The following is a 25,037-nucleotide window of genomic DNA, read 5'->3' on the forward strand; positions in this document are numbered from 1 at the left end:
AAGGTTGGGTGGAGAATAATCTACCTAAGCTATTTCATGATATGGGTTGTACTAATTTTATTGTGGACTGACTATATCAACCGAAATTCGATTATAAAAATAAGTTACTGCAATTGCGTAAGCCGAATTCTATAGATATAGAGCCTAGTGTTGGTAGTAGTTCAAATCATATGTTTCTACACTTATTTTTTTCTTTAGCTATTCATGAAGTCATTTTTTTAAACAAAGCTCCTTATGTTCCACCATTTTTAATTATTGACCAGCCTAGTCGACCATATTTTGAGAGCGATAATTCAGATAAAAGAATAGCTGATAGTTTAGACAGTGATGATAGTAAAATCCGACAGGCTTTTGAATTACTGAACGATTATGTTGACAATCGTTTAAAAGAAAAAGGGCATTTTCAAATGATAGTTTTTGAACATGTTTCTCCTAGTTTTTTTGAGAGTTTAGAGCATTTTCACTTAGTTGAAGAGTTCAAAAATGGAAATGCACTTATTACAAACGAAATGTTAAAAGTTTAATTGAATTTAGATAGTACGTAGAGTATATCTCACTCACCACTTAAGCTTTATTTTTTAAGTTAAGGTTGTATTGGAGGTGCGGTTTAGCCCTGATTGTAGCGGTTATCCTGCTTGGCTAGGCGAGTTGCAATGGCTTAGTGTGGAGTGGCGCGCGGAGCAAGCGACGCACCATACCTTAGCCATTGCCTCGCCTAGACCAGCAGATATGAGCGAAAAGCAGGAAATAGCTGCTTACTCCTATTGTCCTAATTTTAGCTTAATCTGCTTTATCCTTCCCACGCCGACACTTCTCAGAACAATAAATCACCTGCTCCCAATCCTTTTCCCACTTTTTACGCCAAGTAAACGGTCGCTGGCAGACGGGGCAGGTTTTCTGTGGTAGGTTTACTTTTTTATGTGCCATCACCTGCTCCCTTTTTCCCGTGTATCTCTAACTGCCTATTAAAGCCTACCTATCTTCCTTTTTATGATCCAACCCTTCATACTTTTTCACGCGGCGACATTGGTCGGAGCAATAGACCATACTTTCCCAGTTTTTATCTAGCTTTTTAGTCCAACTAAACTCACGCTCGCAGACAGGACATTCCTTTTTGCGAACGTTTTTCTTTTTGTGCGCCATATTTCTCTCATTAGTTTGTTTGATGCATCAATAGTTTACCTCTATTATCAATACTACTACTCATAATCATCAAATATTTTGTTCAGCCTATTGAGGCTATTGACGATAAGCTTGCCCGATTTATCGGTACTGCCATCAATCGCCAGCTTTTCATCCAGACGCATATTGAGTGGGGCAAGCGCCTCTTTGAGCGCATTTGCCATTAGCGCCATCTGTGTTGTAATGTCAGGCACATCGATAGCTGGCGTTTGCTTCGCTATGCTCTGCTCATGCTTAAGCAGGCTGTCAGTTAAGCTATGAGACAAGCTATCAGCCATTTTATGTGCCAGTTGCTCAACCGCATCCACCAACTGCACCATCAGCTGTTTTTGCATCTCTTGGCTTTGCTTGAGCTGCTCGCCTTCCGCCTTTTCAGCATTATAATCATGCTTATAGATTTGCATTAGCTGATTCATGCTCTTCTCAAAGCCATTATCAATGCTGTCGCTGACGACTTTGGCATTATCTACAAAACCCGTAATAAAGCTATCGGCGAGGATTTTTTGTGACTCTAGTTGCGCGTCTAGCTGAGTCTTTAACTGCGCTTGCTGTCCAGCTTGTTGTAAGCGGGCGATTTGCTCTGGATTGTTTTGCGTTAAATATGTCTCAAATTGACTACTAATGGCATTGAAGCCACTGGCCAAGTCGACCAACTGAGCGACGATACGCGCGCCGACATCACCATCTTCACCACCCATGGCTTTGTTACGTAAGAAATCAGCTTTGATTTGTGCCCAACGCGCAGCCTCAGTCTCGGTCAATTCACCACGCATCTCGCCAAGCTTGAGTAGGTTGCTCTCTGCGCCTTGCGTGAGTAGTTGTGACTCGCCCAGATAATGGTCATCTATCAGCTGATTCAGCTCTTCTTTATTCATGACCGCCGATAATTTTTCGGTCATCTTATTCATATTACGGTAACTGCCTTGCAGCTTAAATATCGGCTCAACGCGATATTTATCATCTTGTGATGCTGAGGCAATATAGGCTTGGTTGACATCGAGAATGACTTTTTGCACCGTAAACATATGACGCAAGATAGCGATAATCTCGTTGATCTCTGAAGTGCTATACGGATAAGTTAGCTCGCTGCTTTGCGCTTGGGCAAGGTTGGTATTGTCTGTTTTCGCCATTTTGATTAAGCGATGCACATCGCTCAAATCACGATTGGCCAGTGGCGCTAATACGGCGTTTGAGGTGAGCGAGTTTTCGATATAACTGAGGGCAAATATCTCTTCCATGCCGCTCATGATATCGCCTAAGTTATAGATATCGGCACGGTTGGCAAGCATATCAGGCACTTTGAACGCCTCGCCACTTTCGGTATACGGGTTACCCGCCATGACCACGCAGAACTTCTTACCACGCATATCATAGGTCTTAGTCTTGCCTTGCCAGACGCCATCGATACGGCGCGTACCATCACCGAGCGAGATAAACTTCTGCAAAAATTCAGCGTGTGTATGCTGAATATCATCGAGATAGAGCATGACGTTATTACCCATCTCAAAAGCTAAGTTTATTTTATTCAGCTCTTCTCGTGCGGTGGCATTGGGTGCTTTTTCGGGATCTAATGAAGTCACATCATGACCAAGTGAGGGACAATTAATTTTCATAAAGATGAGGCCAAGACGATTGGCGACGTATTCCATTAAGGTGGTTTTACCGTACCCCGGTGGCGATATCATCATGAGGATACCCATCAAGTCGGTACGCTTGTCATCGCCGACCGTGCCCATCTGTTTGGCAAGGTTATCGCCAATCAGAGGTAAATAACTTTCATTAATCAAACGGTTACGCACAAATGAGGACAACGGACGTGGCATAAACTCGTCCAGTCGCAATGTCTCTTTTGAGTCATGTAATATCTCTGAGCGCATGGCTAAGTAACGCTTATAAGCAGGGATAACTTGGGTGTCGTGGTGATGCAGGCGACTTAAAAAGTCATCGACAGCAAAGGTCAAGGTTTGCTGCTGGATACGGGTATGCTCGCCCAGTAAATGCTTGACCTGACTCTCAAGCGACACCTTACCTGTGCGACGCTCGAAACTTTGCACTTGATTAAGTGGGTTGTTAATACTGGTCAGCGAGGGCGCTGAAAACGAAGTGCTTGTTGCACCTTTATCAATACTATCAAAGCTTACCCCTGACTCGATAAGATGCTGTACCAAATCTTCTCTTTGACCATCATTTAGCTGAGTAAGTAAAATAGCAATCGCTTCGGGCACATAATGACGACTACTTGCCAATTGCTGTTGGCGTAGGATATTTTCTTCCTCAATTTTGGTCTGCTGCTCTTCGCTGAGCGCATTATCGCTGCTTGCTTCAATTTGCATATGTGCTGTATCGCTATCGCCATAAGCAGTATTGCCATAAGTTTGATCGAGGAGCGCATGGAACCATGTGGCTAGCAGCTCATAGGCTGATTTGGGCTGTAAACCAAGCTTGCCAATCGAGGACTGTAGTTGCTCAAAACCCATGTTATTTTGCGCATTGCCTGATGAACTATTGAGCGTTTTACTCAACTGCTCACATAACTGCTGTGCTTGTTGGCTAGTCTGCCACTCGATATTGCTATTGGGCGTAGTAACTTGCCCCATAACGCTGACCAAATATTCACAAGCTTGCTGCACGTAGCTTTGCTGAAATATTTTAGCATTATGAACATCACTAGTATTTGAATCTAGTTCTGGGTCTGATAGCTTATCAGCATTGCTATTATTGCTAACTTTGTCATCATGATAAGCACTCACAAAGTGACTCATCACATGGGTCATATCTTCGACCAGCAACGCTTTTGCGCTGTCACTGCCTAACGTACGGCGCAGTTGTTCGGCAGTAATGGCTCTATCTTGCCAGTTATTCACTCGCGTCAGTACCAGCTCATTTAACCAAGCATCATAACCAAACTGACGTAAGGCGTCTAAGCCAAGTGCTTGCACGAGGTTCAATTGCCAGTAAAATAGTTGCGCCAACGCTCGTACTTGCGGGGTATAAATTAATAGTCCAGCTTCACGTAGGGTGGGTAATATTTGCAGCAATAACAGCGTCGCATCATGGTCATGAATACCTTTGTCATAACCGAGCTGATAACGCGGCGTCGCATAGGCTCTGACGAGTTTAGGTAGCGGACTGTCCTCATCTATTTCACCCTTGCTATCAAAGGTTAACAGTGTCGCATCATAAGCCTGATATAGAAGCGCTTCAGTCAAACCATCTTGGCTTTTTTTAGCACTTTCGATAATGCTATACGCCAAGTACTCAGCGCGATAAACGATGTCTGATTCGGAGGCGATATTCATATCCCAATAAGGGCGCAAAGCATTTAGCTCAGCATTATTGAGCACTTCATAATAATCGGTGCCCGTTAGATGTAAATTGAGAATGCGCTTGCCATCTGACTGCTGACGACTGAGCAACGTTAAATCTAAAGGCTGGGTATTGACTGAAAAGCGGTGCTTGCCCAATTTAATAATTTGACCGCCATCTTCGAATAAGTCAGACTTATCTTTTAGACTCTTATAACTCTCTATTTGTATGGCTTTTAGGCGGGCATCAATATCATCTGCTTTGACACTAAAGCCCATCGCTTGCAAGTCTTTGGCGATAGCACGTACTTTTTGTACCAGACCATCTGCCGCAAAATAGGTGTTTAATGCCTCTTCATCGACAAAACCTGTCACGCCTGTACTTTGGGTACGTTTTTTAATGCTCTCAAGCATTCGTAATGCGCCATCACCTAAGTTCTGGGCTTTACGATTACGGGTATCAAGCAGTTGCTGCTTATGATTTTCAAAGGTTTCGTAAATCTCTTCACGCTTGGCTATGATATCCACTAAAAATTGATCACCACTACCGCTCTCTGGATCAGCGAACTGACTTTCCAATTCTTCTAACTGTACCAATAGCTTTGCCATTTGCTCATCTGATTTCTCAGGCGTATTAGCAATCGATAAAGCGTTAGCAATCGACTGACCAAACAGCTTAAACTGCGCACCAAACTGCGCAACTGCTTCGGCAGAGCCTAAGTTTTTGCGCTTATGATTGAGCTTGGCTTTGCTTTGATTGAGACTCGAATAAATGGTCGATATGTCATCGATAATTTGGGTGCGTACCGTGGCATCAGCAACATCTAACGTGCCTAATAGCTCAGTCAACAGATCTAAGCCTTGCGCCGTCTCATCAATTTTTTTGAGTACTGGCTTTAGCTCAGCATTGGTCTCGGCCGTGTTTAAGCGCTCACTGACATCTACTAATATAGCTTCGTAGCTTGATAGCGCTTTTTCCCCGCTTAAAAATAGGACGGTTTTTTCGGCAAGCTCGCTTTCTGCCTCTTCTAACTGTATCCGCAATGCCTTTAGCTTATCGCTATCTAAATAACGCAAGTCCTCCAAGCTGACCAGCCGGCCTTTTTGTCGTCTTAACGCCGACAGCTGCTCCACATAATCACCGGCAGACTCAAAAGTAGTCACACGTATCTGCCGTAATATCTCATTTTGCTGAGTGTCGGCATCACTTAAAGCGGTTTGGGTTTGCTTTTGGATGCTTTGTACTTTGGCAAACTCATCAATGACCAATTCAGCTGTCGCCGTTACTTCCTTGATACTACTGGCGACGTCGTTAAGCTCAGGATCGGACAACCAGTAATAACTATCAAATAGGCGGCTGGTATTATCCGCTAGCTCTTCATAGAGCTTTTGTGACACGCTTTGATTATCAATGAGGCGAGTAATACTATAAAGGTCGGAGATACCACGTACCAATTCTTTATTGCCAATTTTGCCATAAAAGCTGGTACTTTCAGGCAACTCACTGACATATTCAGGTGACGCATAAGGCGTATGCCATATCTGCATCGGATGAATGCGTGACGGCTCACTTTGATCATTAAACAGTACCAAACGCCCATTGTCTGCCAATGCCATACCATTGCAGTAAATGGGATTTGCTAGTTGTTTTTTAATGAGGTTATAAGGAAATAATCCTGTGATACCTAAAGCGACATCGTAAAATAAAAACAATACGTCTTCACCATTGGGCGATACGATTTTACGTTTAAACTTTAAGTCTTTAGCACCGACGCTATTAGCATCGAACAGCTTATACTCACCGGTTTGCAGATAATAACCACCGGGAAATATAATACCGTGATCTTCTGGCAGCTGCACACACGACTGCCCAATCGCATCCAAACGCAGCACTGCTTCGGTCAAGGTGTTATAAACAAAATAACGATAACTGTCTTCGCGATACGGCCGTATTTTCAGCAGTATTAAACTGCCAACTTTGGCATAAGCAATCTCGGCATCGGTCAGCGATTGGGTGCGATCATTCACAGGCTCACTATAAATACCCTGCCCTGATTGGGTGTTATCCTCAATCTTAATGGTCAAATCGCCACCAATGGTTTCCACAAATATGGTATCTAAGATATTCATATGCGGATATTTACCATTGATCATCTGATCACGCGTGGTATCTACCCAATCAAAATCGTAAGCAGGAGGCAACTCGATATCACGCTCGCCTCGATTGTCTACGTAGGCAATTTGAGCTGACTCTGGTATGCCTTGGCTAAAATCTAGGGCAAAACGAAAGACGCGAATATCGGTGATACGCTCGCCAATTTGAAACGCCAATAGCAATTTGCTGTCTTTGACGGTCAGCTGAATCAGGCGCGTTTGCTTGTAATATCGATATAGCTCGTTAAAATCTTGTACAAATGCCTCTTGATCTAAAAAGGTATTTTTTAAATCTACTTCTTCCAGCTGATATTCTTGCTCAGTATGTTCGCTGCTATTACTGTTATCGGTAGTACTTTGGGCGTTTGCTGTAGTTGCGCCGTTATCAGTATCAACAACGCTTTCGCTATTATTATCATCACCATTTTTATTAGCGGGATCTATCAATCGATATAGCGACAACACATCTTTGATATTACTCGCCCGCTTTAGCCCCATAAAAACATTGTAGCCAAACAACAGATAATCGCCAACTTGCACCATATCTTGCGCCACACAGTTGTATTCGGTACGAATACGGGTGCGGGCGATAACTTGCATCTGCGTGCTGCCAAACTCTTGTAGGCGCGCATTATTCAGCTTAGCGGTCTGTTGCTCTAGCCGACTACCCTGCTCAGTAAGACGTTTTTTAATAAGCTCATAAGCATTACCTGAAGCGACCGCTTGATCCGTTTGCTCGGATTGGTTCTGGCTATTGGTATTATTTGAATTGGTTGCGTTTTGCGTATCCGCCATCGTTGCTCGTCCATTTTATTTTCAGGCAATAAGATAAATCTAAGGTTTTTTGTATTAAAGAAGCACTTGGCTAATCTAAAAAAACGAGTGGTCACCGCTGGTTTTCTTAGATTAGCCAACTCATTGTCTTAGGTTGGCAAAACCACTTCATAGAAATGCTATTTAAAGAGTTTCCCTTGCAAAGCTATGAGCTAGGAAATAATAAAGATCTGGAAGAGCTTTATCCTAATGCAAAAGAAAATTCATCCTTTTCTAGTAAGGTAATCTGAGCTTCTCAGGCTAAAAAATCTGCCGCATAAGCAACAGATTTTTTATGAGCCTCAAAATGACTAGTCGTTATATTGAGCCGTTTTATTAGACTCATCATTCGCTTTGTTGGCATTATTGGCGTTATTGGTATTGTTGGCTTTGGTCATTATTTGATTGGCCATCATCGTATTGATAATGCCGCTCAACGTATCTGACTTACCAGCGAGACCATCAATGGCTTTACCGATAGATAGCGACTTGGCAAAGTTATCGAAGAAGTGCGCTTCACCACCAACGATATCGATTTTGGCTTTTTGTAGCGCGACCGCCAAGACTTCAGCGTTCTCTTTGGCAATCTCTTTACCAGCTTCAATAGACGCCATGGCTTCTTGTAGCGCAGTTTCAAGCCCCATACGGAACTCTTCGTGCTCGCGCGCTTCTTTGGTCATGCTACCCATGGCATTGAATTTCTCGACCAGACCATCGGCTTCGGCTTGGAAATGCGCACGGGTAACTTCTGCTTTTGCCAGTCCAACTTCACGTTCCGCCTTGGCATCTGATTCACCACGAGCGGCGATAATCTCAGCATCAGCCATACCTTTTTCACGTTCTGACTGTGCTTCTGCTTGTCCAGTGGCTTTAATGACATTAGCTTTGGCAATGCCTTCTTTTTCTAAAGATACTGACTTAGCTTCTTGAATGGCCGCTTCAGCAAAACCATGCGCAGACTCTTCAGCCTTGATACCTTCAGCCATTTTAATTTTGGCTTCCGATTCCTTGGCAGCTGCATCAAGATTGGCCGTCGCAAGCGTGGTAATCTCAACCGCTTTATGCTTAGCAGACAATTCTTCTGCTTCGGCTTTTTTGACTTGACGCACTTTGATTTCTTCGGCATCGGCTTCGGCGGCTAGGACGCGCGTTTGCTTAGAACGTTCGGCTGCACTAATTTCACGGACTTCTTTGATACGTTCTTCTTCTTGTGCAACCGTTTTATCTACCGCAATACGCTCACGTATGACGTTCGCAATTTCTTTTTTCTCAAGCTCAATCGCGCGTTCGGCTTCGATACGTTGCAAATCGACTTCACGCTCACGCGAAACGATTTCTAAATCACGAGCGCGCGTGACTTTTTCTTCTTCAATGACGACAGCGCGTAGGCGATTCTGTCCGGCCACTTCAATTTCACGCTGCTGATTTTCACGCTGAATCGCTAAATCTTGCTCAACCATGATAACGGCTGTCTCTGACTTTTTACGCTCTTCTTCTTCAATCTTGCGCGTTTCAGCCGTTTCACGGGCAATCACTGACGCGATTTCACGACGCTGTTTGGCTTCGGCATCGGCTTGTTGACGCTCTAGCTCAAGCATCGCCTCTTTGGTCTCGACGTTTTTCTTCTTAACAGCCAGCTCTTCGTCACGCTCAAGCTCATTGGTAATGATGTTTTGGAAGGCCGTTAGCTGCGTAATCTTTTTGATACCTTCAGCATCTAAAATATTGCTTGAATCAAGTGACGCTTTTGGCGTTTGTTCTAAGTAATCAATCGCCACATCTTCTAAGACATAACCATTAAGATCATTACCTATTTCTTGGACGATACTGTCACGGAACTCGCTGCGATTTTCAAAGAGTTTGACGAAATCAATCTGCTTACCCACTGTTTTTAGTGCTTCTGAGAACTTAGCATTAAACAGCTCATTCACGGCAACTTTGTCTGAAGCTCTTTCAACCCCAACCGATTTGGCAACTTTAAGGACGTCTTCTTCTGTTTCATTAACACGCAAGTAAAACGCCACCGTGATATCAGCACGCATATTGTCGGCGCAAATCAACCCTTCTTTACCGCGTCTATCGACTTCTAAGGTGATAAGGGAGATTCTCATCAATTCTTTTTTATTGATGATTGGCCAAACAAAACCGCCATCAAAACGCACGGCGATTTTACTCACGCCATTGATAATAAGTGCTTTGCCCTGCTCAACCTTAAAATAAAAGGCTTTGAGCATCAAAAGCGCTGCCATAATAAAAACAAACGCCAGCACCACAACCACGCCGACGATAATGAGTATATCCATATTCATTCCTTTAATTAAAACATTGCAACCAAATTTAAAACGGTTAACACCATACTTAAAACCAAACTATTAGCTATCTCTACATCGCCAATCAGCCAACTTATAAAGCTAATGTATAAAGATTATTTATTTCAATTTTAAAATTATTTATAGTGGCGGTTTATGGCGATTTTTTTTACAGGAGCGACTCGGTAGGTGTTGGCTTCTTCTAAATACTCTACCAACATCACTCTATCGCCCTGTCTTAGCAAATCATCCTTGATATCTGAACGAATTTTGAGTATCAAGCCTGCGCCGCCATCATTTAATTCTGCTTCACCATGTTTTTCAGTCACACTCAGGGTACGTACCACGGCGATTTTACCGATATTACTAGACGCGTTACGTTTGGGTATTTTGGCGATATTTTTGCGGATGGGTGCAATGATCATACCTGTCAGCCACATGGATACGACCAATACAAAAATGAGCGCCCCAGTGCCAAATAGGTAATACAAAAGACCAGAGTCAAAATATTGATGTAAAAAGCTCGTATATAAGTAGCTTAATAGCCAGCCGATTAAGCTGATTAAGCTTAGTATGATGATGAGTGGCACACCATAAAGACCAAATTTGAGCATGAGACCGGTAAAAAAACCCGTCGATGATAAGGTAGAAACATCACCATCTGGCTCACCAAGGTCTACGCTATCCATATCTACCATGCCGAGTAAAGACACCAGCCAATATAGAGTCACGAACATGACAAGCCCCGTAAAAATAATCGTGGGGTACAAACTGATTTTAGTGATAAAAACTAAAAAAGACTCTTGCATTAACCGCTCTCTCCTTTTGCTTGCCTAATCCAACATTTTGATGACTCGGTTATACAATTTGTTATTATATGACTGAAATTTACTCGACGTTTCTTTACTGAGATTTGCTTTATTTAGATTTATTCTTTCAGCTTTGGTCTTCGCCTTTGCTCCAAAAACTTTGTTCCAAAAAATTTGCTTGTTGTACTTTAAATACTAAGAAGGTATTGCCATACAATCATTGGCTCTAAGGAATTTAACCTACGACTATGCCACCTCTAAATTGCAGGCTATTTAATCAACTTATGTTTCTTTGATAGTGATTATATATACATTCCATTACATAGTACATAGGTTTTGCTCTTACCGACCCCAAATGGGTGAGCGCACGACTCCGCCTGTTTTACTGCTAATCGCGTAGCTTGAATTGCCTACTAAAGAATGAATCACTAAGCTGCCACCATTTTGACCGTTCACTTGCGAAAGCTTTGTGGGATAGACGGCGTACTGTGCAGAAGGCGACAGACGCGCGGGCTCATCGAGTCCTGTCTCTGCCAGATTAATCACCTGTTTTGTAGCAAGTGTCATCACCGCCGCCTTGCGACCATTAAGATACGCCAAATACTGACCATCTAAGCTCAGTTGCGGACTGGCCGCATAGCCTGCGGTCGGTATCAGCGCAGCATTGCCAGTGGCAAAGTTATAGTGATAAATACTTGGGCGACCAGCGCGGACTTTATCGCTGGTATAAACAAAGCTTTGCCCGTCGCTGGTGTAGCTTGGCTGCACTTCCGTGCTCGGTAGCGTGGTAAGCTGCTTGGTATGACCGTCACTTAAGCGCATCTCATAGATATCAGCATTACCGCCGACGGTTGAGCTATAAAGCAGTTTTTGCCCATCAGGAGAAAATGACGCTGATAAATTACTGCCCTCGGTATTGACGATTAGATTTTGCGTGTTGCTTTTGCGGTCATAAATATAAATTTTGGGATGCTGGCGCGCGGCTTGTTTACTATAGACGAGCATTTGACCATTGGCAGACCATGCCGGCGCATAAATATAACCATTGAGTTGATCAATCAATTGGCGGTCGCTACCATCAGGACGAATGCTATAAAGCGTCGATATCTTTGCAGCGCCAAACCCTTGCTCCTCGACATAAGCAATGTGCCCTTGCCGATCTATCACTGGCATACGCGCCGTCAGCGGATTACTCGCACTCATCTCAAAAAGTGTTTTAGTCGCTTTAGGCATTGTGCTCGGCAACGTCTGACAGCCCGTTAACAGACTAAAAGCCGTTATCGCCGTGACACTATTTATCATGCGTATATCGACAGATGACTTTGATACAAAGGTTTTTAACATAAGATGACGTCCAATAAAGCGTTGATTATTGCGGGCTGAGAATTTCGATAAAAAAGGTTAAAATTAATAGTATAAAAAACATCATAGCAATCTGACTATTTTGCCTCAGTAGCCAATGACAGTGTAGCTTAAAGCGTCACAAATTTTAGATAAAAAAATGCCTCACTGATTAGTGAGGCATTATTTATATTAGAATTTAAACACTTATATTTAATAGTTATCTATTAAATAAATCAATTATTTAAAGACTACTTTATTTAGAAACAGCTTTAAAATGAGCAACTTGATTACTATTGGTAATGGTCAAAATAGGCGTGTTATTCGCATTATTGTTGATGCTGTATTTCCCTTGTACCGTTGCCATTGTAGCCGTATCAAAACTGGCTTGTGGCTCAGGGCATGCCATCATCGTTGACATCACATTACCTAATACAACATTGCCATTCACCACGCTATAACTAGCGCCCATGTTATTACAAGTATTAGCAAAAGTTACACGGTTGGTCGTACCGTCTTTAAAGAATTTTAGCGTTAATGGTTTGCTTGGATCAAAGAATAATTGGCTGACTTTGTCCCCATTGGTACGCTTAGCATCGACAAGCTGCCAGTTATACGCTTGTAGCGCATCAACGGTAATTGGTTGCGTCACAGGTGCAGTGACACTAGGGGTAGTGGTTTGGCAACCTGCTGCAGCAAGTGTACCAACAGCAAGGGTGGCAGCCATCATCATTTTAGTCATGTTTTTCATATAAACTCCTAGAGGTTTCAAGTATAAAAGTGCAAAGGTAAAAAATATTGTTTTTTATCATATTAAGCAGCATTTGCTCAGGTTAATGTGTCCTGATTAATGCGCTCTGATTAATATGTTTTATCATTAGTCTAAACAATGCGGTTATTATGCCCATTTTTCATAAGCCTGTCATGATAGATTGAGTACCAATTACCGCTATATTTGTTCTACTTTATAGCTTTTTTGCTAACACACCTTGTTACAATTATTATTCCCTGCTAGCACTTTAGCTAAAAAAACTATTTAGACCGTCGATACTTTAGACCTTTGATATTTCGATTTCACCCTTAATTGCTCTTTTTATATACCTAAAAGGTCGTAAGTTTTTATAGAATTTAATTGGGGCTTGCCGTCTTTTCTTGTTGCAAAGCCGCATAGCCTGCTAAGCGTTTGCGTTCCGTCTCATTAAATAATTGCTGCTCCATTTGAGTGATTTGGGTTTTCGCTTGGGCCTTATCGGCATTTTGACTTAACAGCTGCTGTTTTTGGGCTTGATACTGCTTAAAACGCTGATCAAAATTAGCATCTTGCTGATCGACTTGGGCAAGCCTTGCTGCTGCTGGCGCGCCAACCAATTCACGTCGCATACTGTATAATTCTTCAGCCGTCGCGCCCTTAGCTTGCATCTGTTCGGTACGACTGATTAACTCATCTAAATTTGCCTGCTGAGCGATATTGGCTTTGGTCGCATTATCAGGCATACGGCTAATATAATCCTGTCTAGCCGCTTCTCTTTGCGCATCAGACATCTGCTTATCTTGATTGATTTTCACCATCGCAAGACTATAGTCATCATACTCATCCTCTGCACCAAAAAAGGCTTTAATGGTTTCTTTAGAAAAGTGCTGCTGGCGCAATTTGGCGACATCTTGCTGCTGCTGTGTCACTACATTTAAATCTAGCTCACCATTTTTTGTTGCTTGTAATTGCAGGTTGCCATAACGGCTTTCTATAGCAGGAATCGCTTTAAGATAAGCCACATATTGGTCAAATATCGTCACCGCTTGGCTAGCGGCAGGCTCTGGCGTATGACTGCGGATATAACTCTCCACCCGCGCATATATGACCGCTTCATCCTCTTCACCTAGCGCCGATAAGAAATAATCAAATAAGCGCCGTAGCCCTTCGGTGACGACCAACTGTTTATTTTCATCAATGATAATCTCACCATCGACATCCGTTCCTTGCAAGGAGCGCGGTAGATTCTCAAGGCCTGTCGTAAATTGAGAAGCGTATTGCTTAGATAATGCGCCAACGTCATTATTAACATTCTCATCATTTATCGAGCTGGCATTAGCTTGGCTATTCAGCGCCGTAGAATCTGCTTGAGAAGAAGGTTTACGAGTATTATCAGGTTTAAACCACCAAATAATCGCAACGACTAAAACGATTATCACGGCGATAATAACGAGCAAAAATGGCGAACGGCGATTATTTGACATAGCGACAATATCTTATTTAATGAATCGATGTAATAGGAAGTTACTATCTATAAAATGGGACAAAATAAAAGGGCCAGTTAAGTAGTGACCCTTTTAGGTAAAAGCAGTTAATTTGCTAATTTATATTCAAATCCCAACCACTAGATTTAGAAGCTAGCTTTTTAAATTGGCTTTATAAATTGGCATTTTTTAAACGGTTCACCTGATCGCGATAGACAGTTTTCGGGTTAGGTTGTCCCCATGCAACTAAGCCTAATAGTTGATTGACCGAATCCATATGATTCATTTTGTAATCATCGCGGATGACATAACCTAGGCGGCTCGAGCAAGCGGAAACCAACCCATCATTTGGGTCATTTTTAAACACTTGTGATGTCGCTAATAGCACATAATCTATAGGGTCTAAGACATTGGTCACTTGACCAACACCACTGAATGAATAGTAGTTGATGCCGTTTACTTTAGTGTCTTTTGGTTGTCCACAATAGCTTAATGGCATGGCAGCAGGGAACTCACGGTTAAAGTCGACCATATAGTCAGTCGTTAGCGCCGTAACTGCACCAAATCCGTCTTGTTCTTGCAGCTTATCGATAGGGATACCAGCGTTCAAATCCATGAAGTTACCTAAGAAGCCAAACAAGCTAAGCGCGGCTTTGGTGGCGGTATTATACTCGCCATTGACTCTATCATTATCAATCTGCTCAACCACCCAGTCCGCTAATGCCGCCCCTTGCTCTGGACTGGAAACCGCCGTCACTGACGCCACGTATTTTGGCTCAACGGCAGCGACATAACGAATATCATGGCCGCCATGACTATGACCAATTAAATTCACCTTGGGGCTACCAGAAATCGCACTAATGGTTTTTACTTGTTGTAGTAGCTGCTCACCGCGCACCCGACTGTCATTAAAAGAAGAGGTTTTGGTAGCATAGACTTTTGAGCCGCTGCTCATGAGGGTTTGCGGGATACCATAAAAGTAGTCGACACCAAGTAGCTTGGTAAAGCCGACCAGACCATGAGTCATGACAATGGGATATTTGGTATCGGTATGGTTTGAGGTGAAATATTTGCTATCGACCATCTTACAGCCCGTGGCATTGGCACAGTTATAATACTGTCCAGCTGCTTGAGCAGAAGTGGTTTGCAATGTCATCATCAGGACACCGGCAGTAATAGCACCCAGTGAGGGTAAAAGTGCGCTAGGCGTTAAAGCGGCGCGAAAACGGTTTTTGAGAGTCATAACAACGTCCTTGTTATTTTGAGAGTTATTGTGAAGAAAGAGAGTGTAAATGGCTTGCTTGATGTTAATGGCACCAGTGTCATGTCACTATTTTCATATCACCAGTTTCATGGCATAGATTTTATAGCGCTTAACTATTGCATCCTGCATTAAGCGCTTAATTCCTACCAATTTATTTAGCAAACAAAATTACAATACTTATATATCCTGCAACATTCAACTGCTTTTTTGCTTATAAACGCTATTATAATGACTCTATAGTCACGTATATGCATATAAATAAGCTGAGACGATTGGTATCAATATATTACAAGGATTTTAAAAAATGCCTACAAAGTTGCTAAGTGTTAGCAAAACAGTGCCTACTACATTTATGGTATAATTGACAACCTAAATTCTATAACTATAAGTACGACCATGATGACAAAAAAATCCCTTATCCAATCTCCTGAAGCCATAGAAAAAATGCGCGTAGCCGGTAAACTTGCCAGTGACGTGCTTGTAATGCTCGACGAACACGTCAGAGTTGGCATTAGCACTGAAGCATTAAACCAAATCGCTCATGACTATATCGTTAACGTGCAAGAAGCCATTCCTGCGCCCCTTAACTATAACGGCTTCCCAAAATCTATCTGCACCTCTATCAACCACGTGGTTTGTCACGGTATTCCAACCGAAAACAAGCTGCTCAAAGATGGCGATATCATCAATATCGATGTCACGGTTATTAAAGACGGCTATTACGGCGATACCTCAAAAATGTGGATTGTCGGCAATGGCTCTATCATGGCGCAGCGTATTTGCAAAGTGGCGCAAGAAGCCCTTTATGCTGGTATGAGCGTGGTCAAAAACGGCGCGCGCTTGGGCGATGTCGGCGCGGCTATTCAAGCAGTGGTCGAGCCTGAACGCTTTAGTATCGTGCGTGAGTTCTGTGGTCACGGTATCAGTAATGAGTTCCACCACGAGCCACAAGTGATGCATTACGGTAAAAAAGGTACGGGTTTTGAGCTAAAAACAGGCATGACCTTTACCATTGAACCTATGATTAACGAAGGTAAATGGCAGACCAAGATTCTACCGGATGAATGGACGGCAATCACCAAAGACCGTAAGCTGTCAGCGCAGTGGGAACATACCATGGTGGTGACGGACAATGGCTGTGAGGTATTTACCACGCGCCCAGAAGAAGACTTAAGCTTTTTGACCCAGTAATATCATAAAAGATCGCCTAGGCGGTCTTTTTTTTGCCTGATAATTCAGGCATATTAACGATGCCCTTTATTGAGTTGCTACTTTGAGAATTCCAATAATAATATTCTTTATATTTTCCATGAAATATTCGCTTTAATACCACTATCTACAAACCTTTAACTGGATAATCCTCATGTTTAATTGTGATGTCGCTGCTATTGATTTGACCCCCATGCCACTACTGTCAGACCATCGCTCGACCACCAATACGATGGATATAGCACTATCTGATATCCCTGATTGGCTGCTCCAAATCAATGACGATATCAGCCGCGCGCTCGAACGCGGTGTCAATATTCGCCAACTGGTCGCAGCACGTGCCTGCGTCATCGATGACTTACTGATTGCTTTGTTTAAGTGGTTTGAGCTTGATAAAACGGACTTGGCATTGTTTGCCACTGGCGGCTATGGTCGTGGCGAGCTATCGTTACACTCAGATGTGGATATTTTACTGCTGACACCCAACGATATTGACGCGCATAGCAGGGGAAAAATTGACAAATTGGTCGCGCTACTGTGGGACATTGGACTTGAGCCCGCCCTATCAGTACGCAGCGTCAGCGAATGCTTGGAAGCGGCGCTGGATCACACCGTTGCTAGTACTTTGTTAGAAGCACGGCTGTTAATTGGCAATGAAGAACTAGAAGAAGTACCGCATAAAATCGTCAATACGCAATGGTCGCCACGTGATTTTTATGAGGTAAAAATCGCTGAAGCAAAAGCGCGCTACTTACAGCATAATGCCACAGAGTACAACCTTGAGCCTAATATCAAAACTGCCCCCGGTGGTCTGCGTGACATTCATATTATTGGTTGGGTGACCAAGCGTTATTTTCGAGTCAGTAAACTTTATGACTTGGTACAGCAAAACTTTTTGACGGAAAAAGAGTTTGATGAACTGAACTTTGCTGAAGGTTATTTATGGCAAATACGTCATTACTTGCATGAGCTGACTGGTCGCAATGAAAACAAGCTGTTGTTTGATTATCAGCGTGAAATTGCTCAGCTGATGGGCTATGAGACGCAGCCAGATGACCAGCCGAATGCTGCCGTCGAACGCTTTATGCGCGACTACTATCGCTGTGCCATGCAGATATCGACATTGTCTGAGATGCTGACCAATCATTATTACGAGACGATTATAGAGCCACAATTGCCGGATGAAGAACGACCGAAAAAACATCCAATTAACGCCCGCTTCAATCAAGTTGGCGAACAAATAGCGATGTCACATCATCGTGTATTTGCTCAGCACCCTGAGGCGATTTTGGAGATGTTTTTACTCATGGGTCAATATGGCATCAAAAATGTCCGTACCCATACTCTGCGCGTGCTAAAAATAGCGGCTCGCGGTATCGATCAGGTTTATAGGGATAACCCGACGCATCAAGCGCTATTTTTAGCCAATTTAAAAGAGCAAAATTATTTATTTCATCGTTTGCGTACCATGAATCGTTATGGTATTTTGGGCAGCTATATTCCAGCTTTTGCTCAAGTCACCGGGCTAATGCAGTACGATTTATTTCATCGATATACCGTCGATGCGCATACATTATTTTTAATTCGCATTTTACATCGCTTTACCGATCCGCGCTTTTCTGAAGACTTTCCACTGGTCAGCGCTATCTTCCAGCGTATCGAGCGCAAAGAGATTTTGGTGTTGGCTGCGATGTTTCATGATATTGCCAAAGGTCGTGGCGGCAATCATAGCCAACTCGGCGAAACTGAATCGATTGAATTTTGTCTTGCCCATGGCATGAGTCAGGCAGATGCCCATTTGGTTGGTTGGCTGACTCGCTACCATCTACTGATGTCGATGACAGCACAGAAAAAGGATATCTCAGACCCAGAAGTGGTGACGCTGTTTGCCGATTTAGTCGGTAATGTGACCCATCTCAATCATCTTTACGTACTGACGGTTGCCGATATGAATGCTACCAATCCACAGCTTTGGAACAGCTGGCGCGCGACCTTGATGAAACAGCTCTATTCACAAACGCGGCGTATCCTGCGCGCTGATATCGATGCCCCAACCAACCGCCAAGATATGATTAAAGCCACGCGTAAACAGGCGCTAGTGATGCTTGATAATGTCAATAATCAGCATATGAATCGCGAAGAGGTTTTAAGATTGTGGGATGACTTGGGCGATGAATATTTTCTACGGGAAATTGCAGAAGATATCTTGTGGCATACCGAAGCTATCTTAAACCATCCGCCTATAGGCCGCGCCTCTGATGCTGATAGTGCACCGCTTGTGGTATTACGTGAGCACCGTGAGCTGGCGCTTGATGCGGTGCAAGTGTTTGTTTATACCCAAGATCAGGTCAATTTATTTGCGGTTACCATGGCAGTGTTTGACCAGATGAATCTTGATGTTTTAGATGCGCGTATTATTACTGCAACTCGTGATTTTGCTTTGGATTCTTACGTATTGCTCGACCGCAGTGGCACGCTATTGGTCGATATAGACAGCCAACAAGAGCTTAAGCAGCGCTTAATTGACGCCTTTAAAAATCCAACAGTTCCCAAGCTCACGCATCGAAAAATCCCACGCCAGCTACGACATTTCGATGTCGCAACGACGATTAATTTTGAGTTCAATGAAGCCTCAAATCAGCATATCATGAGTTTAGAAACCCTTGATCAGCCAGGTTTACTTGCCCGCGTTGGTCAGGTATTTTTACAACAAAAGATTGAGGTGCATGCCGCCCGCATTACTACGTTAGGCGAGCGTGCAGAAGATATGTTCTATATTAGCGATCAAAACGATCAGGCGTTGTCTGCGGATAATCTTGAAACACTAAAGGCAGCATTGATAGCAAGTCTCAGCATTCGTAAAGAAGACACTTAGCCTGTATTTAGACATTTATGCTTTCATAGCTTACTGTCAAAACCTTACCGTTTAAGCTTTACGGATTAAACATTAAAAAAACGCTTGCTAGTTAAATCTCTAACTAGCAAGCGTTTTTTAAGACAAAATATAGATGATGATTTTTGGCAGAGTATATTACAAGCTACTTATATAAAACTCATATTTTATAAAACGCTTTTATACACCATCTCACTTGCATGGTCTTTCAGCTCCTCATCGGCAAGCTCTAACGGCAAAACCTCTGCTCCTATCTGCTGCTGCCCGAGCATCAAGCGCCCAGCTTCCACTTCTCTTTGTAGCAGACGATGCAAACTGGCTAAATGAAATTCGGCATCGTAGTACTCATAGATTTTCTGTAAGGAAATCGGTGCTTTGGCATGGACATCAGGATAAAGGCTATCGGTAGCTAAGATGGTCATCTCGTTAAGTGCTTCTTCACGCAATACATCGGCTTGGTTAATCTTATTTTGTAGATGATTGGCAATACGACCTTTAAAACTCAGCATCCCAATAAAAATCAGCGTTTGGATGGCAAATAAACTCATATACTGCCATAGAGGCAGCGACATATTTAACAGTTTACTCAGTAGCATCAGTAGCATCGCTACCACGACATAGCTGACCAATTGCCAAAGTAGCCACATCATAAAGCTGTTGTCCCCGAACCAAAACATCTGCCGCTCTTTTAACAACGTCAGCTGTTGCCGCGCTTGCCACCAATTTTGCTCGCGCTGTTTTAGTTGCTCGTATAGCTCAACACGCTGACTGCCATCAAAATGTTGCACAGTGATATCTTTAGCGCCACGCTCATTGGTTTTTAAAACACTAGACATATCAAGATTTCCTTAAATAATCTGTCGTTGCTGCTGACAGTTACTTTTACTTGGTAAATAAATGACACTATTTCAATTTTATCCATGCTTAATATCATGATAAAAATTGGCTAGACTCAAAACTCGTTACCATTTAAAAATCAGCTATATACCCAGCTTAAAGCGATATAAATTGCTTTAAGCACTTATTTTAAATTGACAATAAACAGCTTGAGAAGAAAAAAGACAAAAAATAAGAGAAGTGCTACACTGCTCAAATGTAATTTTTCTTTATCACTTTATTATTAATTGTCTATTATAGTTAGCCTACTTATGAATCACAACTTAACGACTTTGCACCCTTATCCGTTCACTAAGATGGCAACCTTGCTTGCGGACAGTACGCCAGCCCATAACTACAGTGAAATTAAGCTGGGTATTGGCGAGCCAAAACATGAGCCGCCTGCCTTTGTGTTGGACGTATTACGCGAAAACTTGGACAAAATAGGCCAATATCCAACCACTAACGGTATTTTTGAGCTGCGCCAAACCATTGCTCATTGGCTGGAGAAGCGTTTCTTTTTAAATCATATCAGCCCTCATAGCCAAGTATTACCGGTTATGGGTACGCGCGAGGCGATTTTTAGCTTGGTGCAGGCAGTTATTGACCATTCACAAACCGAATTGTACGAAGCTGAATCCAATCAACTGGCGCTTAATAATCAGCCAGTAGCTCAACAATCGCAAAAAGCAGTTCAAACACCCACAATTGTGATGCCCAATCCGTTTTATCAGATATACGAGGGCGCCGCCATACTGGCACAAGCAACGCCGTATTTTATGCCTTGTACCATTGATAATGATTTCAAAGGTGACTATCGCTCGGTACCAAAAGATATCTGGACAAGCACACAGTTATTGTTTGTCTGCAGCCCGAACAATCCAACCGGTTCCGTCATGACCATGGACGACTGGGAGCACCTATTGCGCTTATCAGACCAATACGGCTTTATCATTGCCAGCGACGAGTGTTATAGCGAGCTGTATTTTGATAGCGCACCGATTGGTTTATTACAAGCTTGTGCGGCGCTTGGTCGCCATGACTTTAAAAACTGCGTGGTATTTCACTCTTTATCCAAGCGTTCAAACTTGCCCGGTTTACGCTCAGGCTTTGTAGCCGGTGATGCCAATATTTTGCAGCCTTATTTACAATATCGTACTTATCAAGGCTGCGCGATGCCGATACCGCATCAGTTGGCTTCCATCGCCGCTTGGGAAGATGAAAAGCACGTGGCGCACAATCGGGCGCTCTATCAAGAAAAATTTGCCTTATGGATGTCAGAGCTTGGTGAATTAATTGATTTACGCATGCCAGAAGCGGGTTTTTACTTTTGGATAAAAGTCCCTGAGCAGTTCGATGGCGACGACGAAATTTTTGTCAAAGCCTTGTACGAGCAAGCAAATATTCATGCATTGGCTGGGCGCTACTTGTCACGTGAGGTCAATGGCAAAAATCCAGGACAAGGTTATGTGCGTATTGCCTTGGTTGCTAGCGTCGAAGAAAGCCGCGAGGCCATCAGTCGCATTCGCAAACTGCTTGGCGCTTAACTTGCTGCTTAAAAAAATAATTTTTAAAAACTTAGCTTAAAAATCTGTATCAAAAATTGGCCAAAAAACCTAATGATTAAACTATAAATAGTACCTCATACTCAATATACTATCAGAGAACCGCATATAACCATGATAATATTGTGGTTATATGCGGTTTCTCGCTATGCTGCTTGTCAAAGAGTGCTATAGTAGAAATAACGCTACGCTATTCTTATATTTCTTTATTATTAATAAATCCCTTTCTCCCAGAATTTTTGCTAAATGTGCCATCAAGGATGATGCCATGCCCCATCTCGATTTTACCCAACCGCCCTTTGATGTATTGAGCGCAGCTGAACGTCAAAGCATCAGAAAAAACACCCAAATCCGTTATCTTGCTAAAGATGAGCGTTTGCCTGCAGACGATTTAAAATATTTTTATGTGGTCATTAAAGGACAAATCGAGCAACTGCTTGCTGACGAGTTTGTCTCGACTTATTTAGGCAGCAATCATACCGACCATCTAAATAGTAATGATTGGTTTGACAGTCGGCGACTACCAAAATCGCTTATAGAAAATGATTGGCAAGAAAGCAGCCATTCAACCAACCCACTCCACACTAATACCCCCTCTTCAAACGAAAATACCATATCGCCCTACGAGTTTCGTGCGATTGAAGACACGCTGCTGCTGCAAATAAATGGCGCAACGGTTGATAAAATCAGTGCGCAAAACCATCTGGTGCGCCAATTACTCTCAGAAGATTTACCTGAACGACTAAAAGCATTGCAGCAGCGGCGTAGCGGGCAAAGCTTAGATGCTAGCTATCATGGCTATAATGAGCAGCAAGAAGTCCAGCAAATCATGATGCAGCCGGTAATTGACGTCAGCTTATTACCCGTGCATATCATTGACGCCACTAGCAGCCTATATGAAGCGGCGCATATCATGACCAAAGCAGGGCTCAAGCATGTGTTGGTGCGACCGCTCGACCAATTAAACCATGCTCAAACGAAAACATTAGATAATGATTTAGATACCAATTTAAATAGCAGCTTAGATACTGATAGCGCCAATGCGCAAACTCCTAACCGCTACTCTGGTCGCACATTAGGTATTTTAACCGATACCGACATCTGCCGCGCGGTGAGCGAGCAGCAAAACCCTGCGACGACGCCTTGCCAGCGTTATGCAAGCTTCAATCTGCGTACTATCGATGCTGACCATGAGATTGGCGATGCGCTATTGACCATGACGCGCTACCGCATCCATAGGTTGCCAGTGATTGATGCCAATGGCGAGGTTGCAGGCGTACTTGGGCAAAGCGATATGCTCGCTCATATTGGGCATCATTCGCAGCTGATTAGCCTGCAGATTGAGCAGGCAAAAGACTTGCCCAGCTTAGATACTGCGGTTGAGCTCATTGGGCACTATATTCGCGCGCAGCATCAAAACGGTATCAAAATCGGTAACGTCAGCCGCATGGTACAGACGCTTAACGCCCAAGTATTTACCAAACTGTGGCAACTTATCGTGCCTGATGAAGTAATGGCAAATACATGCGTCATCGTTATGGGCTCAGAGGGTCGCGGTGAGCAAATTATGCGTACCGACCAAGATAATGCACTTATTATTCGTGATGGTTATAGCCATCCTGACTTAGCCCAGTTCGCTGAAACCTTTAACAATCATTTAGCAGCCTTGGGTTATCCGCTCTGTGATGGCAATATCATGATGACCAATCCGATGTGGCGACAGCCGCTCAAGCAGTTTGAAGCACAGATTAGCTTATGGTTTAGAAATACCGACCCGATACACAGTATTTATTTGTCCGCCATATTTGACAGCGAGTACGTCTGCGGCGATGAATCGCTACTGACTAGTGTCCGCGAGCATTTAAAAACTGCCCATCGCCAATCAGATCTGATGTTTGTACGCCAGTTCGCCCGTGCCGCTCTACAATTTGGTGATGTCGGTCAATGGTGGCAAAAGTTTGTGCCACTACTCGGTGGTAAACCAAGCTCTTACGATATCGACCTTAAAAAAGCCGGTATTTTCCCGTTAGTGCATGGTATTCGTACTTTGGCATTAGAAAACGATATTTTTGATGCGCCTAGTAGTAAAGGACGCCTCAAAGCTTTAGTACAAGCGCGCGCCTTGAACCAACAGCGCGCTGATACCTTGCTTGAAGCATTAGAGTTTTTTATGGCGCAGCGTTTGTCAGTTGCGCTATCGACAGATGATAAGCATGCACGGCAAGTTGATCCGACCACTTTATCGGCACTCGAACGAGATTTATTAAATGAATGCTTAGCAGTGGTCAAAAGCTTTAAGGGTCAACTGAGTCGCCATTATCAGCTAGAATTTAATTAGAGCATGTTTATCAAAGCACGTTTATTAAAGCAACTTGGTAAACGTTCAGCAAAAAAGGCCGTAAAAAAAAGGAGTCGAAATGAGATGCGTTGGCTAAAACAATTATCGTCTAATTGGCAAAAGACCCATTTGCAGCGCCCTGAGCTGGCATCGATGTTTAATGATCCTTTGGCTGATAAATGGGTCGCGATTGATTGCGAGATGACGGGACTCAATCCAAAAAAGCATCACCTGCTATCTATTGCTGCCATTCATATCAACGGCGATAGCATTGATACGGGCAACGGTCTACATCTGGTTTGTCGGCCGCCTGTGATGCCTGACCGTGACACCATTGTGATTCATGGGCTGCGTACTGCCGATGTTGAGCATGGCATGAGCTACGATGAGATGCTAGCTTTACTGCTACCCTTTATCGACAATCGACCGATAGTTGGGTTTTGCCCGCAGATAGATACAGGATTTTTGAATCCTTTAGTCAAGCGCTATATGGGAACTCTAATACCGAACAGGGTTATTGATATACGGCAATTATACAGTCGGCGTATGGGCGATCGTACGCCGGGCATTCCCAATCAATCGCAGCATTTAACCAATATTCTAGCGCATTATGATATTCCTGAGCTCGGCACGCATGACGCTTATAACGATGCTATCATGACAGCAATGGCGTTTTTGCATCTACGCGAACGCTGACGCTACGCGAAAATAGCAACTCATGTTACCATAGGCTGTTTTTGCCAC

15 protein-coding genes and 1 pseudogene are annotated in these 25,037 nt (G+C 43.2%); 6 read left to right on the plus strand and 10 right to left on the minus strand.

Going from position 1 to position 25,037, the window contains the following annotated elements; genetic code table 11:
* Positions 1-89: 89 nt before the first annotated feature.
* Positions 90-524: pseudogene (locus JMX13_RS11780) on the plus strand (DUF3732 domain-containing protein); the annotation flags it as partial.
* A 256-nt stretch (positions 525-780) separates the two neighbouring features.
* Here the strand turns inward: JMX13_RS11780 and JMX13_RS11785 are convergent.
* From JMX13_RS11785 to JMX13_RS11825, 9 genes are all read right to left on the minus strand, one after another.
* A complete protein-coding gene (locus tag JMX13_RS11785) occupies positions 781-927 on the minus strand; it encodes a DUF2256 domain-containing protein (protein WP_198335076.1) in 147 nt (48 codons plus the stop codon).
* Positions 928-972: 45 nt separating this feature from the next.
* Entirely contained in the window at positions 973-1,143 is a 171-nt protein-coding gene (locus JMX13_RS11790; RefSeq protein ID WP_149490976.1) for a DUF2256 domain-containing protein, read from the minus strand.
* Between the two features lie 56 nt (positions 1,144-1,199).
* Positions 1,200-7,436, minus strand: coding sequence for a DNA repair ATPase (locus JMX13_RS11795; RefSeq protein ID WP_201612789.1), 6,237 nt, complete (start codon positions 7,434-7,436; stop codon positions 1,200-1,202).
* A 329-nt stretch (positions 7,437-7,765) separates the two neighbouring features.
* Positions 7,766-9,757 carry a hypothetical protein gene (locus tag JMX13_RS11800; RefSeq protein WP_227686306.1) on the minus strand — a complete coding sequence of 664 codons (1,992 nt, stop codon included), beginning with the start codon at positions 9,755-9,757 and terminating at the stop codon, positions 7,766-7,768.
* Between the two features lie 143 nt (positions 9,758-9,900).
* Positions 9,901-10,572: an OB-fold-containig protein gene (locus JMX13_RS11805; RefSeq protein ID WP_201612791.1), complete on the minus strand. Its 672-nt coding sequence runs from the start codon at positions 10,570-10,572 to the stop codon at positions 9,901-9,903.
* Positions 10,573-10,914: 342 nt separating this feature from the next.
* Positions 10,915-11,916, minus strand: coding sequence for a PD40 domain-containing protein (locus JMX13_RS11810; RefSeq protein ID WP_201612792.1), 1,002 nt, complete (start codon positions 11,914-11,916; stop codon positions 10,915-10,917).
* A 253-nt stretch (positions 11,917-12,169) separates the two neighbouring features.
* Entirely contained in the window at positions 12,170-12,664 is a 495-nt protein-coding gene (locus tag JMX13_RS11815) for an META domain-containing protein (RefSeq protein ID WP_201612794.1), read from the minus strand.
* Positions 12,665-13,041: 377 nt separating this feature from the next.
* Entirely contained in the window at positions 13,042-14,148 is a 1,107-nt protein-coding gene (locus JMX13_RS11820) for a lipase secretion chaperone (protein WP_201612796.1), read from the minus strand.
* Between the two features lie 172 nt (positions 14,149-14,320).
* The gene (locus JMX13_RS11825) at positions 14,321-15,391 is read right to left on the minus strand and encodes a lipase family alpha/beta hydrolase (protein ID WP_201612798.1); all 1,071 of its coding nucleotides are present in this window, start codon (positions 15,389-15,391) and stop codon (positions 14,321-14,323) included.
* Positions 15,392-15,811: 420 nt separating this feature from the next.
* On the opposite strand from JMX13_RS11825, the gene map reads away from it, so the two are divergent.
* Both map and glnD read left to right on the plus strand, forming a co-directional pair.
* Complete coding sequence (gene map, locus JMX13_RS11830) at positions 15,812-16,603, plus strand: type I methionyl aminopeptidase (RefSeq protein WP_413786230.1); 792 nt, start codon at positions 15,812-15,814, stop codon at positions 16,601-16,603.
* 172 nt (positions 16,604-16,775) lie between these two features.
* Positions 16,776-19,496, plus strand: coding sequence for a [protein-PII] uridylyltransferase (gene glnD, locus JMX13_RS11835; RefSeq protein WP_201612800.1), 2,721 nt, complete (start codon positions 16,776-16,778; stop codon positions 19,494-19,496).
* Positions 19,497-19,681: 185 nt separating this feature from the next.
* Here glnD and JMX13_RS11840 read toward each other — a convergent pair whose 3' ends face one another.
* A complete protein-coding gene (locus JMX13_RS11840) occupies positions 19,682-20,350 on the minus strand; it encodes a hypothetical protein (protein WP_201612802.1) in 669 nt (222 codons plus the stop codon).
* 312 nt (positions 20,351-20,662) lie between these two features.
* Between JMX13_RS11840 and dapC the strand changes: the two genes are divergently transcribed.
* The 3 genes from dapC (at position 20,663) to JMX13_RS11855 (ending at position 24,989) form a co-directional block, all read left to right on the plus strand.
* Positions 20,663-21,937: a succinyldiaminopimelate transaminase gene (gene dapC / locus JMX13_RS11845; RefSeq protein ID WP_201612804.1), complete on the plus strand. Its 1,275-nt coding sequence runs from the start codon at positions 20,663-20,665 to the stop codon at positions 21,935-21,937.
* A gap of 286 nt (positions 21,938-22,223) precedes the next feature.
* Positions 22,224-24,293, plus strand: coding sequence for a DUF294 nucleotidyltransferase-like domain-containing protein (locus tag JMX13_RS11850; protein WP_201612806.1), 2,070 nt, complete (start codon positions 22,224-22,226; stop codon positions 24,291-24,293).
* A gap of 84 nt (positions 24,294-24,377) precedes the next feature.
* Positions 24,378-24,989 (plus strand): 3'-5' exonuclease, encoded by a 612-nt coding sequence (locus JMX13_RS11855; protein WP_201612808.1) that lies wholly within the window; start codon positions 24,378-24,380, stop codon positions 24,987-24,989.
* Positions 24,990-25,037 lie beyond the last annotated feature (48 nt).

It is taken from the genome of Psychrobacter immobilis (genome assembly GCF_904846285.1).
Lineage (GTDB): Bacteria > Pseudomonadota > Gammaproteobacteria > Pseudomonadales > Moraxellaceae > Psychrobacter > Psychrobacter immobilis_D.

Coding starts and splice junctions, on each gene's coding strand:
- JMX13_RS11850 (WP_201612806.1), top strand. CDS start 22,224: ATGCCCCATCTCGATTTTACCCAACCGCCCTTTGATGTATTGAGCGCA.
- JMX13_RS11785 (WP_198335076.1), bottom strand. CDS start 927: ATGGCACATAAAAAAGTAAACCTACCACAGAAAACCTGCCCCGTCTGC.
- JMX13_RS11825 (WP_201612798.1), bottom strand. CDS start 15,391: ATGACTCTCAAAAACCGTTTTCGCGCCGCTTTAACGCCTAGCGCACTT.
- JMX13_RS11800 (WP_227686306.1), bottom strand. CDS start 9,757: ATGGATATACTCATTATCGTCGGCGTGGTTGTGGTGCTGGCGTTTGTT.
- JMX13_RS11790 (WP_149490976.1), bottom strand. CDS start 1,143: ATGGCGCACAAAAAGAAAAACGTTCGCAAAAAGGAATGTCCTGTCTGC.
- JMX13_RS11810 (WP_201612792.1), bottom strand. CDS start 11,916: ATGTTAAAAACCTTTGTATCAAAGTCATCTGTCGATATACGCATGATA.
- glnD (WP_201612800.1), top strand. CDS start 16,776: ATGTTTAATTGTGATGTCGCTGCTATTGATTTGACCCCCATGCCACTA.
- JMX13_RS11795 (WP_201612789.1), bottom strand. CDS start 7,436: ATGGCGGATACGCAAAACGCAACCAATTCAAATAATACCAATAGCCAG.
- map (WP_413786230.1), top strand. CDS start 15,812: ATGACAAAAAAATCCCTTATCCAATCTCCTGAAGCCATAGAAAAAATG.
- JMX13_RS11815 (WP_201612794.1), bottom strand. CDS start 12,664: ATGAAAAACATGACTAAAATGATGATGGCTGCCACCCTTGCTGTTGGT.
- JMX13_RS11840 (WP_201612802.1), bottom strand. CDS start 20,350: ATGTCTAGTGTTTTAAAAACCAATGAGCGTGGCGCTAAAGATATCACT.
- dapC (WP_201612804.1), top strand. CDS start 20,663: ATGAATCACAACTTAACGACTTTGCACCCTTATCCGTTCACTAAGATG.
- JMX13_RS11805 (WP_201612791.1), bottom strand. CDS start 10,572: ATGCAAGAGTCTTTTTTAGTTTTTATCACTAAAATCAGTTTGTACCCC.
- JMX13_RS11855 (WP_201612808.1), top strand. CDS start 24,378: ATGCGTTGGCTAAAACAATTATCGTCTAATTGGCAAAAGACCCATTTG.
- JMX13_RS11820 (WP_201612796.1), bottom strand. CDS start 14,148: ATGTCAAATAATCGCCGTTCGCCATTTTTGCTCGTTATTATCGCCGTG.